The organism is Pseudomonas sp. Emmai (genome assembly GCF_055179735.1).
Genome location: NZ_CM143685.1, coordinates 6,527,373 through 6,542,092, shown reverse-complemented (window position 1 = coordinate 6,542,092; position 14,720 = coordinate 6,527,373). Strand labels below are relative to the sequence as shown.

The following is a 14,720-nucleotide window of genomic DNA, read 5'->3' as shown; positions in this document are numbered from 1 at the left end:
TTGTTCAAGTTCAAGACCGCGATACTACTGGGGGCGTTGCTGATTCTGGGGAGCAGCGAGCTGGAAGCCGTGACGCTGCCGGGTGTTCCCGCCGCCACTGACGAGGCCGCAAAACCTGAGCCGCTGGTCCAGGGCGGCTTGCTCGGGGCCATCAGTTCCAGCATCGACGACGTGCAGGACAAACTCGAGCTCAACGACAACCTGGTCGACGCCTGGCGCCTGCGGGCGGATCGGGCGGCCGATGAAGTCGACAAACTGGTCAACCAGCCCTCGGCGCGATCCGGCTGGAGCGTGGCCGGCGATTTCCTGATGTTGTCCGGCATCTGGCTCGGCACCTTTGCCTTGCTCACGGTGCTCGGCGGGATTGCCGCCAAGCGCTTGAGCCTCGGCCATTGGTTGCGCACCCGGCAACGCAGCCAGGACCTGCTCGGCTACTTGTTGCCCTACACTTTGCCCGCTATCGCCTCGCTGCCACTCACGCTGTACGTCAGCCACTTCATGCAGGCCTCGGCCGGTCGGGCGCTGGCGCTGTGTTTTGCTTACGCCACCAGCAGCGGCATTTTCTCGACCTCGATGCTGCTCTGCGTGATTGTCATGTTCAACACCGGCCACAAGCGCCCGGCGGTACAGATCATCCGTGACTACTGCCCCAAACCGCTGTTTCTGATCGGCTTCCTCGCGGCACTCAGCGATGCGTTGACCAGCCCCCAGATCGCTCGACAACTGGGCGGCAATATCACCAGCAGCGTCGCGGTGTTCACCGGGTTGTTTGCCTCGATCATCTTCGGTTATCTGGTCATCCGTCTGCGCCGGCCGGTGGCGCATCTGATCCGCAACCGCCCCTTGCCCCAACGCATCAAACAACCCTCGCTGCAGGAATCCCTGCGAATCTTTTCCGGGCTCTGGTACTGGCCGATCCTGTTGATGGTGATGGTCTCGGCGATCAACCTGATCGGCGTCGGCGAGGACAATCAAAAAGCCCTGCGCTGCGCGTTGTTCACCACGATATTGCTGATCGCCACGGTGTTCCTGAGCACGATTTTCCAGCACCTGTTCAAATCCCGGAAAGTCGAAAGATTCCAGCGCAGCAGCGCCTACAAGGACCGCTTTCTCAGCTTGTTGCACGCCTTGTTGCGCATCGTCATGGCCGTGGCGTTCATCGAGATCCTTGGACGGATCTGGGGCATTTCGCTATTCGAGTTCGCCGAGCAGAATTCGGCGGGGCGTGCGATCAGTAATTCGCTGAGCAGCATCGGGTTGATCTTCCTCGTGACCTGGCTGCTGTGGGTGGTGCTCGACACGGCGATTCAGGAGGCGCTGAAACCACCGGTCAGTAAACGCTCGGCGCGCCAGCCCAGTACTCGAGTCAAAACCATCCTGCCGCTGCTGCGCAACGCGATAAAAATCATCCTGGTGGTGATTTGCGCGATCACCACCATGGCCAACCTGGGGATCAACGTGGCACCGCTGCTGGCCGGTGCCGGGGTGGTCGGCCTGGCCATCGGTTTTGGTTCCCAGCAGTTGGTGCAGGACGTGATCACCGGGCTGTTCATCATCATCGAAGACACCCTGTCGATCGGCGACTGGGTGGTGCTCGATTCCGGCCACGCCGGTACGGTCGAAGGCCTGACCATCCGCACCTTGCGCCTGCGCGACGGCAAGGGTTTCGTGCACTCGGTGCCATTCGGGCAGATCAAGGCGGTGACCAACCAATCGCGGCAATTTGCCTATGCGTTTTTCTCGGTGCAGTTCACCTACGACACGGATGTGGATAAAGCCATTGAGCTGATTCGCGAGGCGGGGGATTCGATCCGCGACGACGCGTTCCTCAAGTACAACCTGCAAGGGCCGCTGGATGTGTTTGGCGTCGACAAAATGGACCTCAATGGCGTGGTGCTGACGGCGCAGTTCCGCACGGTGTCCGGCGGGCAATATGCGGTGAGCCGGGCGTTTAACCAGCGGCTGAAAAAGCTTGTGGATAACAGCCCGTGGGTGCACTTCGCGCAGACTTATCCACAGCAGGTGTTGATGCCTCGGCATGGCGTGGTTGAAGCGCAAGAGGAGGGACCGGCGCCTGAGCATTCGGCGGTGTTGTTGCCGGATCAGCCGCGCACCCAGTGACGATCGTTCTTACGGGTCGCATGAGAATGGTCAAACACAATCCCCTGTAGGAGCGAGGTTTGCCCGCGAAGGCGATCTGTCAGTCAACATCTCTATTGGCTGTGATGGCCTCTTCGCGGGCAAGCCTCGCTCCTACAGGTAATGGTGTCTGGTCAGCTTATTGTGTAATTCGGCACTGGCCTGCTGATCCAACTCCACCCAAGTAACCTGTTTGCCGGCAATCTCTGCTGCAGCCGGCAACCCATCCCGATACACCAACCGATTACTCGCCAGCGCCGGCACTTTCGCCCCCGGCAACAACGTCCCGGCCAGGTTCAGCGGATCCACCCCGCACACCGCGACCAGGCTCCCGTCATGGGGCCGGCGCCGCACTTCCCGCAGCAGGGGAATCGCCTCGGGCAGCGCAAATTGTTCACCGGCCAAACCACTGACAAACCGCCCGCCCCGAATCTCCCCCCGGGCCTCCAGCCGATGGAAGGTACGCAGCAATTCGCGCCAACTCGGCAGCCAGTCCGCCTCCCGTTCCAGCAAACGCCAAAACACCACGCCATAACGGCGCAGCAAGGTCATGGCAATGTGTTCCAGGGTGTCGGCGGGCGTCGGCGCCGGGCGTTTGTTATCCACAACCACCGGCGGTGGCCCGCGTCGCAGCAAGGCCCAGCGTCCGGCGTCGTCCATGCCGCCGACAAACGCCCCGCGCCCGCGCCGACTGCTGCGTTGCTGGCGTTTGCTCGCCGGCGTGATCAGCGCGCGCAACCCGGCGAAGCTGTCGGCATTCACTAACCCGGCGCCCACCAGTTCCTGCAAGGCGATTTCCAGTTCCGTGCGCAGCAGGTGCGCTTCGTGAATCAGCTCATCGAAAAACAACGCGCCGTGCTGGCTCAGGGCTTCGAAGACTTTTTGCGTCTTGGGCGAGAGTTCGCTGACCGGTGTTTGCTCGGTCAAGCCGCTCCACAACCCGACCTGGCTACGCGGCAACAGCACAATCGGTGTGCTGCGCAGCGCGGTGCTCGTGTTGCGCGCGGTCAGGCGCGTCCACACCAGTTTGCCGCTGCGGCACAGGTCATCCAGCCAACTCGCCGAGTAGTCCTTGAGCCGCGCCGGCAGGAGGTCGCTGTCCCATGCCGACGCGGCGGCGGGATAGCCTTCGAACTGACTGACAATCGACGGCAACACAGCACTGCCCTGACCTTGGGTCGCCGGGGACAGGTGCTGCCAGTCGAACAGGAAACGCATGAAATCCTGCAACGCCACCGGTTCGATTTCCCGGCGCAGGCGCTTGACCGTGTAGCGATGAATCCGCGCCAGCAGATGCCGTTCGCACCATTCGTCCTGATCAATGCCCGGCGTGAACTGACCGCGCAGCACGTAACCTTCGCGCTCCAGGTGCGCCAGGGTTTGAGTGACTTGAATCGCCGGTAAGCCCAGCGGCTCGGCAATCGCCTTCAACGGTAACGGGCCAAACGCGCTGAGCCGTGCGCGGATCACTTCCAGCACCGCGTCGTCGGCGTCCCAGGCTTCATCGAAACCGGGCAATGCTTCCAGTGGCGGCAGCAAAATCCCCTGTGGATAAATCGCCCGCAGGCAGGTTAGCCGTTCCAGCGCCAGCCACAACGATTGATCCGGGTTGATCTGCAAGCGGCTGGCGCGACCGCTCTCGGCAAGTGTGCTCAGCCATTCCAGCCAATGCGGGTTGGCCCGGGCCTCGGCATCGCTGATGCACGCCAGGCTCATCAGCGCCTCATGCATTTCATCCACACCTGCGGGCGCGGGCCAGGCTTCGTCGCGTACCGCTTGAATCGCTTCGGCATCCAGTGCGCCGAGGTCGTCGATGGATTGCGGATCGGTCCAGCGCCGATTGAGCACGGCTTGGGTGCGGCGTTCTTCCAGCGGCGCGTCGTCGAGAAAGGTGTAAGGCCGGGCGCTGAGAATTTCTGCCGCCAGCGGCGAGGGCGCCGGCAGGTCGCGGCTGATCAGGCGGACATCGCCGCTTTCCATGCGCCGCAGCAGCGCCAGCCAGCCCTCGGTGTCCATGGCTTCGTGCAGGCAATCGTCGAGGGTTTGTTCCACCAGTGGATGCTCGGGCACCTCGCGCTCGCCGGCGAGGTTTTCCACGCAGGCGATCTGGTCGGGGAACACGCTGGCGATCAGGTCTTCGCTTTTCATGCGCTGGATTTGCGGCGCGACTTTGCGCCCGCCGGTGTAACGCGGCAGTGCCAGGGCGACCCCGGCATTCCAGCGCCAGCGCACGCCGAACAGCGGCGCTTCGAGCACGGCTTGAATCAGGATGTGCTCGGCGCTGTTGCTGTGCAGATAGCGCCAGACATCATCGAGTTCAAAGCTGTGGCTGGTGGACAGCGACAACACGATCGCGTCTTCGCTGGCGGCGGCCTGTAATTCGAAGTTGAAGGTGCGGCAGAAACGCTTGCGCAGGGCCAGGCCCCAGGCGCGGTTGATACGGCTGCCAAACGGCGAGTGGATGATCAGTTGGGTGCCGCCGGACTCGTCGAAAAACCGCTCCATCAGCAACGTGTCTTGTGAGGGCAAAGCACCGAGGGTCAGGCGGGCGCGGGCGAGGTAATCCACCAGTTGCTCGGCGCTGGCGAGGTTCAGGCCCAGGGTGTCGGTCAGCCAGTCAATCGCAGGCTGCAAGTTGCCGGGTGTGGCGCCGAGCAGTTCATCAAGTTGCGCTTGCAGGCGCGCCACTGCAAATGACAGTTCCGCGCTGCGCCCCGGCGCTTCGCCGAGCCAGAACGGAATGGTCGGCGGCTGGCCCTGGGCGTCTTCGACGCGGACCTTGCCGGTGTCGACCCGCAGGATGCGATACGAGGTGTTGCCGAGTTGGAACACGTCGCCGGCAATGCTTTCCACGGCGAAGTCTTCGTTGACGCTGCCGATGTTCAGCCCTTGGGGTTCCAGCAACACGCTGTAGTCGGCGTTGTCGGGGATGGTGCCGCCGCTGGTCACGGCCGTCAGCTTGGCACCGCGGCGACCGCGCAGGGTACGACTTACGGCGTCGCGATGCAGATAAGCGCTACGGATGCCCTGGCGACCGTTGTAGCCCTCGGCGAGCATCTGCAGCAGCGCCTGATAGTGTTCTTCGTCGAGGTGGGCGTAGGGCGAAGCCTGGCGGAACAGCGCCAGCAGCGCATCTTCCTGCCATTCCTGGCAACTGACTTCGGCGATGATTTGTTGGGCCAGCACGTCCAGCGGCGCGACCGGGATCAGCAAGGTGTCGAGTTCGCCCCGGCGCACGCAGTCGAGCAGGGCGGTGCATTCGATCAGATCGTCGCGGGTGGTGGCGAACAAACGACCCTTGGGCGTGCCGCCGACCTGGTGCCCGGAGCGGCCGACCCGTTGCAGGAACCCGGCAATCGAACGCGGCGAAGCGATCTGGCAGACCAGATCGACATCGCCGATATCGATCCCCAATTCCAGTGACGCCGTGGCGATCAGCACTTGCAGGTCACCGCGCTTGAGCCGTTGTTCGGCGTCGAGGCGAAATTCCTTGGCCAGGCTGCCGTGGTGCGCGGCCACCGCTTCTTTACCCAGGCGTTCGCTCAGGTGCCGGCTCAGGCGTTCGGCCAAACGCCGGGTATTGACGAAAATCAGCGTGGTGCGGTGTTCACGGGCGAGGACGGCGAGGCGGTCGTAGACCAGTTCCCATACGTCATTGGCCATCACCGCCGACAGCGGCACGGGCGGCACTTCGATGTCGAGATCTCGCGGGCGGGCGTGGCCGATGTCGATGATGGCGCACTCGCGATCACGGCCGACCAGGAAACGTGACACCGCTTCGATGGGCTTTTGCGTGGCGGACAGGCCGATGCGCATCAGCGGTTCGGGGCACAGCGCCTGTAACCGTTCGAGGCTCAACGCCAAGTGGCTGCCACGTTTACTGGCGGCGATGGCATGGATTTCATCGACGATCACCGTGCGCGTGGTGCCGAGCATTTTGCGCCCGGAGTCGGAGCCGAGCAGCACGTAAAGGGATTCCGGGGTGGTCACCAGGATGTGCGGCGCGGTCTTGCGCATCGCCGAGCGGTCTTTTTGCGGCGTGTCGCCGGTGCGCACGGCGGTGTTGATCTGCAATTCGGGCAGGCCCATGACGCGCAATTGCTCGGTGATCCCGGCCAGCGGGGTTTGCAGGTTGATCTGGATGTCGTTGGATAACGCCTTGAGCGGCGAAACGTAGACCACCAGGGTTTCGTCCGGCAGATGGCCGCCGTTCTCCAGGCCTTGGTGAAACAGGTCATCCAGCACGGCGAGGAACGCGGTGAGGGTTTTGCCGGAACCGGTGGGCGCGGCAATCAACGTCGAGCGGCGCTGGCGAATCAACGGCCACGCCCGAGCCTGGGCGGCAGTCACCGTCGGGAAGGTGTTGCGGAACCAGGCGCTGACGGCGGGGTGGAAGCCGGCCAGGGCGCTGTCGGCGGGGATGGGCAGGTTCATGGGGTAAGTTATGCGGGTGGGGTGGGGAAGATGCAAGTACCGCTGGGGATCTGTGTCGATGCTGATGGCCTCTTCGCGGGCAAGCCTCGCTCCTACAGGTGATCGCATTCCCCTTGTAGGAGCGAGGCTTGCCCGCGATGGGGCCATTAGCCGCACCGCAAATCCAGGGGATCTACACTTTACGGATGACGGTTGCGCACTAAACCCGCAAAATGCAACGATTCCGGCAACTATCGACGGCATTGCCTGCGGGCGCTGTCGATTAAGCCATTGTTCCAATCAGACTGGGCCTGCTGACTCTATGCGAATGCGCCTTATGTTACTGGGCGGCGGAAATGCCCTTGGGCAGGCGCTGATTCGCCTCGGTGCGGAGGAAGACATCGGCTTCCTCGCCCCCCGCCCACCACAAGACGGCTGGGATGCCGCGAGCCTGACGCAACTGCTCGACGACACCCGCCCGGACGCGCTGATCAACCTCGCCTACTACTTCGACTGGTTCCAGGCGGAGACCGTCAGCGAGCAGCGTCTGGCCGGGCAGGAGCGGGCGGTCGAGCGCCTGGCCGAATTGTGCCAGCACCACAACATTGTGCTGCTGCAGCCGTCGAGCTATCGCGTCTTCGACGGTTCGCGTGCTACCGCCTACAGCGAAAAAGACGAGCCGGTGCCCCTGGGCCTGCGCGGTCAGGCCTTGTGGCGGATCGAGCAAAGCGTACGCGCCACCTGTCCGCAACATGTGTTGTTGCGTTTCGGCTGGTTGCTCGATGACAGCGCCGACGGCATCCTCGGGCGCTTCCTCGCCCGGGCCGAAACCCCGGAAGAATTGCTGATGGCCGACGACCGCCGGGGCAATCCGACGCCCGTGGACGACGCGGCCCGGGTGATCATTTCGGTGCTCAAGCAACTCGATTGTGCGGCGCCGCTGTGGGGCACCTACCATTACGCCGGACATGAGGCGACCACGCCGCTGGCATTGGGGCAGGCGATCATCACCGAAGCCCGCAACCTGCACGAGCTGGCCATCGAAGCACCGACCGCCCAGGCCCACGCCGCGCGGCCCGATGCTGCCGAAGAGCCGCAACACGCGGTGCTGGCCTGCAAGAAAATTCTGCACACCTTCGGGATCAAGCCCCGCGCCTGGCGCGCGGCACTCCCGGGCTTACTGGATAGGTTCTATCGCCATGGCTGACGGCCCAGTTTTAATCACCGGCGGCGCCGGTTTCATCGGATCGCACCTCACCGACGCCTTGCTCGCCAAGGGCCACGCGGTGCGCATCCTCGATGACCTGTCCACCGGCAAGCGCAGCAACCTGCCGCTGGACAACCCCAAGGTCGAGCTGATTGTCGGCGACGTCGCCGATGCGGCATTGGTCGCGCGCTCGATGCTCGGTTGCAGCGCCGTGGCGCACCTGGCGGCCGTGGCCTCGGTGCAGGCGTCGGTGGACGATCCGGTCAAGACCCATCAGAGCAATTTCATCGGCACCCTGAATGTCTGCGAGGCCATGCGCCAGGCCGGCGTCAAGCGGGTGCTATTCGCCTCCAGCGCGGCGGTGTACGGCAACAACGGCGAAGGCGAGTCGATTGACGAAGACACCGCCAAGGCGCCGCTGACGCCTTACGCCTCGGACAAACTGGCCGGCGAGTATTACTTTGATTTCTACCGCCGCCAGCATGGCCTGGAGCCGGTGGTGTTCCGCTTCTTCAACATCTTCGGCCCGCGCCAGGACCCGTCCTCGCCGTACTCCGGGGTGATCAGCATCTTCAGCGAACGTGCGCAGAAAGGTTTGCCGATCACCGTGTTTGGTGACGGCGAGCAGACCCGGGATTTTGTCTACGTCGAGGATTTGGTGGATTTGCTGGTGCAGGCGATCGAGAAACCGCAGATCGAAGTCGGCGCGGTGAACGTTGGCTGGAATCAGGCAACGACCCTCAAGCAGATGCTCGAAGCGCTGTCCCAAGTGGTGGGTGAATTGCCGCCAGTGAGCTACGGCCCGGCGCGTTCCGGTGATATCCGTCACTCGCGGGCGAACAACCGGCGGTTGCTGGAGCGGTTTACCTACCCTGAGCAGACGCCGATGAGCGTTGGTTTGGCGCGGTTGCTGGGACGCTGAGTTTTTCGCCGCCATGAAAAAGGCGCCTTTCGAGGCGCCTTTTTTGTGGCTGGCATTTTAGCTCAGGTTGACTCAATCCCTGTGGCGAGGGAGCTTGCTCCCGCTCGGCTGCGCAGCAGTCGCAACCCAGTGAACGCGGTGTGCCAGATGAATCGCGGTCGCAGGTTTTGGGTCTGCTGCGCAGCCCGGCGGGAGCAAGCTCCCTCGCCACAAAAGCAATTCAGGTCTTTCTTAGAACTTGTAACCCAGGCCCACCATGTAGATGAACGGATCCACATCCACATTGACCTTGGCCCGAGTACCCGGCGCCACGGCGTTGTTTTCCACGGTCGCGCGGGTGTCGATGTCGATGTAGCGCACCTGGGCGTTGAGCATGATGTTGTCGGTGATCATGTAGTCGGCGCCGACCTGGAACGCCATGCCCCAGGAGTTTTTCGCCTTGAAGTTGCTGAAGCCGTTGGCCTGGGCTTCGCTGCCGACGTGTTCGTCGTAGATCCAGGTGTAGTTGATACCGGCGCCAACGTAGGGCTGGAACACGGACTTGCCGTCCAGTGGGTAGTACACAACGCTCAAGGTCGGCGGCAGGTGTTTCAGGGTACCGAGTTTGCCGTTGGCCGCGCCCAGGGCGGTGCCTTTGATCTTCACGTCGTGCTCAAACGGCGAGGCCGCGAGCAGCTCGATGCCCCAGTGGCTGTCGATCATGTAAGCGAAGTTCAGACCCAGTTGCGTGTCGCTGCTCATGGTCGCCTTGCCACCCAGATTGGTACCCGCCAACGGGCCCTGGTCAACCTTGACGCTGGAGCTGTCAGCCTTCGGGTTGACGGTGATCGCACCGGCGCGAACGATGATGTCGCCGGCTTCGTGGGCGTGGGCGAGCGGGGCTGCGAGCGCGAGGGCAAACAGCGAGGCGCTGAGCAAGGACTTGTTCATGAGGGCTCCAAAGGACGTTAAAAATGTTCGATGTCCAATGGTAAAGAGCCATCTGATACGGTCTTTTGATTCAGCTCAATGAAACAGTGATGGGGCTGGTTTTTGTGGAACCTTTGCGGGCGCCTTCGCGGGCAAGCCTCGCTCCTACAGGGCTTGTGTTTGCCGCAATACCGCGAACGCCACAAACCCTGTAGGAGCGAGGCTTGCCCGCGAAGGCGTCCTCACAAACCACACCGAACCCCCGGATTCACTCCGGCAATTCATACACATAAATCTTGTCCGCCTCCATCTGATACCCCGCATCCGCCAACTCGCTGCTGGACGCTTTAACCTGCAAAGCCCCCTCGATCCAGTACGGCTGATACAGCTCATCCAGCTTCACCCCGACTTCGCTTTTCACATGCACGATCTGGTTCGACGGCGGTGGCGGCACGTGGATGCAGGCGCCGAAATACGGCACCAGCAGAAACTCCGTGGTGCGACCTTCTTCACTGACTTCCAGCGGCACGATGTAACCCGGCAAGCGGATGTTCTTGCCGTCGAGGCTTTTCACCACCGGTGCGTTGGGCAGGTCCTGCTTGGCGGCCGGGGCCGACTCCAGCGTGCTGCTCATTTGCGACAGATCGTGCAGCGGCGTCATGTTCGGCACTTCCGCCGGGGCGTCTGGCGGGATCATTTCCGACCAGGTCAAATCCGCAGGTTCGGCCGCCCACAGCGGCAGGGCGACCAGCATCAACAGCGCGAGCAGAGCGCGGGGCATCTTTAACGTCCTCATAAACGGATCGACAGGCCATCGGCCAATGATTGGCGATACGCGCGCCAGGCCGGCACGCTGCCCATCAGCAGCGCGGCGATCAGGATGCCACCGAGCAGCGTCCATTCATATTCGCTCGGCCACGACAGCGGCAGGTACAAGCCGTAATTGGCCTGCACGTAACCCTGGGCGGCGGCGATGCACACATACAGCAGCGCCACGCCGGCAATCACCCCGGACAGCGCCAGGGCAAAGGCTTCCAGCACCAACAACGTCGCGATGTGCCACGGCCGCGCGCCCACCGAACGCAGGATCGCCATCTCGCGCCGCCGTTCATTGAGGCTGGTGAGAATCGCCGTGAGCATGCCGATCAACCCGGTCAACACCACGAACAACGAGACCACGAACAGGGCTTTTTCCGCCGTGCTCATCAAACTCCACAGCTCTTGCAACGCCACGCCCGGCAGGATCGCCAGCATCGGCTCGCCACGGAATTCGTTGATCTCGCGTTGCACCGCGAATGTCGAAATCTTGCTGTTGAGGCCGAGCATGAACGCAGTGATCGCTTGCGGCGTCAGGTCCATGTTGCGCGCCTGATCGGCACTGATCCGGCCTTTGCCTTGTGCGGGCACGCCGTTGTGCCAGTCGATGTGGATCGCCTCCATGCCGCCGAGGCTGATGTGCAACGTGCGGTCCACCGGGGTGCCGGTGCGTTTGAGAATGCCGACCACGGTGAAGGGCTTGTCGTCGTGCTTGACCAGGCTGATCACCGCCACACCGTGGGCCAGCACCAGTTTGTCGCCGAGTTTGTAGTGCAGCGCATCCGCCACTTCGGCGCCGAGCACCACTTCGAACGGGTCGGTGGCGAAGGCGCGGCCGTCGGCCAGTTCCAGGTGTTGTTGATGGCCGTACTGGTAGTGCTCGAAGTACGCCTCGGTGGTGCCCATCACCCGATAACCGCGATGGGAATCGCCGAGGGACATCGGGATCGCCCACTTCACTTTCGGGTTGTTGGCAAAGTGTTCGAAGCTGTCCCAGCGGATGTTGTTGGTGGCGTTGCCGATGCGGAACACCGAGTACAGCAGCAGGTTCACCGACCCGGAGCGGGCGCCGACGATCAGGTCGGTGCCGCTGATGGTGCTGGCAAAACTGGCCTTGGCCTCGGTGCGTACACGTTCAACGGCTAAAAGCAGGCACACCGACAGGGCGATGGCGAACGCGGTGAGGATCGCGGTGAAGCGGCGGTTAGCCAGGCTGGCCAGGGCTAGACGAAACAAATACATCTCAGACCTCGAACGGGGTGGCGGCGCGATTGAGCTCGGCCAGCGACAGGTTGCGGTCGAACAGTGGCGCGAGGCTCTGGTCATGGCTGACGAACAACAGGCTCGACCCTGCTTCTCGGCATTCGGCGAACAGCAGGCGAATGAAGTTCTCGCGGGCGTCGTAGTCCAGGGCCGAGGTCGGTTCGTCGGCAATCACCAGTTCCGGCTGACCGATCAACGCCCGCGCGGCGGCGACCCGTTGTTGCTGGCCGATGGACAGCGAGTCGGCGCGGCGACTGAGGATGCTTTCATCCTTCAAACCCAAATGCGCGAGCAGGGTCGCGGCGGCCTGGTCGACGCTGCCGTGGCGCTGTTTCGCCCGTTCGGCGCGCAATGTGGAGAAGTGGCAAGGCAACTCGACGTTCTCGCGTACCGAGAGAAACGGCAGCAAGTTGAACTGCTGGAAGATGTAGCCGGTGTGATCGACGCGAAAGCGGTCGCGGGCGCCAGCGCCGAGTTCGGTCAGTTCCTGGCCGAGCAAACGAATGCTGCCGCGATCGGGCTTTTGCACACCGCCGAGCAGACCGAGCAGGGTGGTCTTGCCGCTGCCGCTGGGGCCTTTGAGGAACAGGGTTTCACCGGGTTCCAGGCGAAACGCCGGGATATCCAGCAGCGGTGGGTGACCGGGCCAGCTGAAGCCCAGGTCGGACAGTTCGATGAGTGCTTGGGTCATGTGAAACCGGTCAGGTAATGAAGTGAACCCTTGTAGGAGCGAGGCTTGCCCGCGAAGGCGATCTATCCGTCGACATCTGTATTGAATGTGACGGCCTCTTCGCGGGCAAGCCTTGCTCCTACAGGATTGGGGTGTATCAGAATTTCAGGGCAGCCGCCTTGGACGTCACTTCAACGCCTTGCTGGCCGCTCGGGCTGATCAGTTGTACCTGAATCTTCTGGGTCGCCGGGAAGGTGTTGAAGAGGTTCGCCAGATCCAGGGTCTTCAGCGCGCCGGGTGCCGAGCAACTGAATTGATAGTGGGCGTGGATTTCACTGTGGTCGTGGTGATGCTCGTGACCGTCCTTGTCCGCTTCATCGTGGTCATCGTGGTCATCGTGGGCGTCGGGCTTGTCACCGAACAGCGGGCTTTCCAGTTCCTGGGTCGCGACTTTGCAACCGGCGGCTTTCGGGAGGTTGAACAGCACCAGCGGATTTTCCAGTTTCGCCTTGGCGGCGGCGACTTTGGCTTTATCGGCGTCGCTGGTGGCGACGTGTTCGAAGCCCACCAGATTCATCGCCGGGCTTTCCAGCTCCAGCTCCAACGTCTGACCGTCCAGCGCCGCATTCAAACGACCGACGCCATGTTCGTGGGCGCCGAGGCTGCCGTGTTCAGGTTCATTGGCCGCAAAGGCAACGGCCAACGGCAACAGGGCAAACGGCAGAGCGAGCAGCAGACGACGCATGGCGGGTCTCCGGAAAGTAAAGTGAAAGGTTTGTTATGTAATCTTATAACGAAAGTGCGGAGAGTTTGACCGCCCGCTTTGCGATACACAAGACCCATGGGAGCATGCAGGTCAGAAATGTGCAGGAGCGGACCTATGTTGCGAATACGTGGAAGCATCGGCGACTGGCCGGTGGATTTGACCCTGGAGATGGATGACGGCGATTGGGCGCGGCTCGGTGCGCAGTTGCAGGTGAGCAAAACCGAGGAGGTCAGCGCCCCGGCGGCCAAGCCGCTGAACCAGGATGACGCGCTGTGGCAGATCGCCAAGGACCTGCTGCGCAAGGCCGGGCAATTGAGCGGGCCGGATTTGCTGGAGCAGTTGGAAGGGCTGACCGGTAGTGCGGCGTCGGGTAAGCGCTTGCTGGTGCGCCTGCGCCATTGTGCGGATGTGAAGGTGGTGAGCGGCGGGGATACGCCGCTGTACAGCTGGGTTGAACCTGCGTAGGAACTGTAGGAGCAAAGCTTGCTCGCGATGGCGATCTTACGGACGCCATCGCGGGCAAGCCTTGCTCCTACAGCGATGGCGATCTTACGGACGCTTTCGCGGGCAAGCCTCGCTCCTACAGAATCAATAAAGCGCGGCGAACAACTTGCGTCGGTACGTGGTCACCAGCGGGTGATCATTGCCCAGCAGTTCGAACACTTGCAGCAAGGTCTTGTGCGGCAGGCCTTCGCTGTAGCTGCGGTTGCGGATGAACAGCTTGAGCAACGAATCCAGCGCCGGTTCGTATTGCTGGCGGGCCAATTGCTGGATTGCCAATTGATACACCGCTTCATCGTCCTGCGGGTTTTTCGCCAGGCGCGCTTTCAGGTCGGCGGCATCCGGCAAATCCTTGGCCTGGCCCAGGAACTGAATCTGCGCCTTGGCGCCGGCCAGCGCGGCCTTGTGCTCATCGGTCTTGACCGCGTCGAGCACAGTTTGCGCTTCGCCCAGTTCGCCACGCTCGGTGAGGCAGCGGGCGTAAAGGATCAGCGCTTTGGCATTGGTGTTGTCTTCGCCCAGCAGCACTTTGAGGATGGCTTCGGCGTCGGCAAAGCGGCCTTCATCGAACAACGCCTGAGCCTGTTCGAACGGATCGGCAGCGGCCGGCGGCGGCATTTGCACATGGGGTTCAAGCATGGCGCGTACGGCGGACTCCGGTTGCGCACCGGCAAAACCGTCCACCGGTTGACCGTCCTTGAACAGCACCACGGTCGGCAGGCTACGGATGCCGAAGCGCGAGACGATGTCCGGCTCGACGTCGCAATTGACCTTGGCCAGCAGCAACTCGCCCTGATAGCTCTCGGCGATGGTTTGCAGCATCGGCATCAGCGCCTTGCACGGCGCACACCATTCGGCCCAGAAATCCACCAGCACTGGTTTGTGAAAAGAGTTCTCGATCACCGACTGGTCGAAATCGGCAGTCGTGGCGTCGAAGATGTACGGCGTTTCCTGACTCATGGGGGATCTCTTGGAAGCGTGAATGAGGCCACTATAAGGCTTGGCGGGGGGTGGCCGGAAGCGGGAACACAGATCGTTCCCACGCTCTGCGTGGGAATGCCTCAATGGACGCTCTGCGTCCGCTTTGGGACGCGGAGCGTCCCGGGCTGCATTC

At 62.6% G+C, this 14,720-nt stretch carries 11 protein-coding genes; 4 read left to right on the top strand and 7 right to left on the bottom strand.

The features are described from left to right. Window positions 1-2,121: a mechanosensitive ion channel family protein gene (locus ACY4LX_RS30060; protein WP_463258607.1), complete on the top strand. Its 2,121-nt coding sequence runs from the start codon at window positions 1-3 to the stop codon at window positions 2,119-2,121. A 132-nt stretch (window positions 2,122-2,253) separates the two neighbouring features. Here the strand turns inward: ACY4LX_RS30060 and ACY4LX_RS30055 are convergent, their stop codons facing one another. Next, window positions 2,254-6,573 (bottom strand): DEAD/DEAH box helicase, encoded by a 4,320-nt coding sequence (locus ACY4LX_RS30055; RefSeq protein ID WP_463258606.1) that lies wholly within the window; start codon window positions 6,571-6,573, stop codon window positions 2,254-2,256. Window positions 6,574-6,874: 301 nt separating this feature from the next. Here ACY4LX_RS30055 and ACY4LX_RS30050 point away from each other — a divergent pair, with 301 nt between their 5' ends. Together ACY4LX_RS30050 and ACY4LX_RS30045 are read left to right on the top strand one after the other, a co-directional pair. Continuing rightward, window positions 6,875-7,759, top strand: coding sequence for a sugar nucleotide-binding protein (locus ACY4LX_RS30050; protein ID WP_149660955.1), 885 nt, complete (start codon window positions 6,875-6,877; stop codon window positions 7,757-7,759). Continuing rightward, window positions 7,752-8,681, top strand: coding sequence for an NAD-dependent epimerase/dehydratase family protein (locus ACY4LX_RS30045; RefSeq protein ID WP_463258605.1), 930 nt, complete (start codon window positions 7,752-7,754; stop codon window positions 8,679-8,681). The genes ACY4LX_RS30050 and ACY4LX_RS30045 overlap by 8 nt, the downstream gene beginning before the upstream one ends. Before the next feature lie 231 nt (window positions 8,682-8,912). On the opposite strand, the gene ACY4LX_RS30040 is transcribed toward ACY4LX_RS30045, so the two are convergent. The 5 genes from ACY4LX_RS30040 to ACY4LX_RS30020 form a co-directional block, all read right to left on the bottom strand. Then, window positions 8,913-9,611 (bottom strand): OmpW/AlkL family protein, encoded by a 699-nt coding sequence (locus ACY4LX_RS30040; protein WP_149660953.1) that lies wholly within the window; start codon window positions 9,609-9,611, stop codon window positions 8,913-8,915. Window positions 9,612-9,858: 247 nt separating this feature from the next. Further along, window positions 9,859-10,371, bottom strand: a complete 513-nt coding sequence (locus ACY4LX_RS30035) for a DUF3299 domain-containing protein (protein WP_463258604.1) — start codon at window positions 10,369-10,371, stop codon at window positions 9,859-9,861. 11 nt (window positions 10,372-10,382) lie between these two features. Then, the gene (locus ACY4LX_RS30030; RefSeq protein WP_463258603.1) at window positions 10,383-11,648 is read right to left on the bottom strand and encodes an ABC transporter permease; all 1,266 of its coding nucleotides are present in this window, start codon (window positions 11,646-11,648) and stop codon (window positions 10,383-10,385) included. 1 nt (window position 11,649) lies between these two features. After that, window positions 11,650-12,360 (bottom strand): ABC transporter ATP-binding protein, encoded by a 711-nt coding sequence (locus ACY4LX_RS30025; RefSeq protein WP_149660950.1) that lies wholly within the window; start codon window positions 12,358-12,360, stop codon window positions 11,650-11,652. Window positions 12,361-12,496: 136 nt separating this feature from the next. Then, window positions 12,497-13,084, bottom strand: coding sequence for a DUF2796 domain-containing protein (locus ACY4LX_RS30020; protein WP_463258602.1), 588 nt, complete (start codon window positions 13,082-13,084; stop codon window positions 12,497-12,499). A gap of 135 nt (window positions 13,085-13,219) precedes the next feature. Between ACY4LX_RS30020 and ACY4LX_RS30015 the strand changes: the two genes are divergently transcribed. Beyond that, complete coding sequence (locus ACY4LX_RS30015) at window positions 13,220-13,570, top strand: hypothetical protein (protein ID WP_463258601.1); 351 nt, start codon at window positions 13,220-13,222, stop codon at window positions 13,568-13,570. A 123-nt stretch (window positions 13,571-13,693) separates the two neighbouring features. On the opposite strand, the gene trxA is transcribed toward ACY4LX_RS30015, so the two are convergent. Continuing rightward, a complete protein-coding gene (trxA, locus tag ACY4LX_RS30010) occupies window positions 13,694-14,566 on the bottom strand; it encodes a thioredoxin (RefSeq protein WP_149660947.1) in 873 nt (290 codons plus the stop codon). Between the last annotated feature and the right edge of the window lie 154 nt (window positions 14,567-14,720).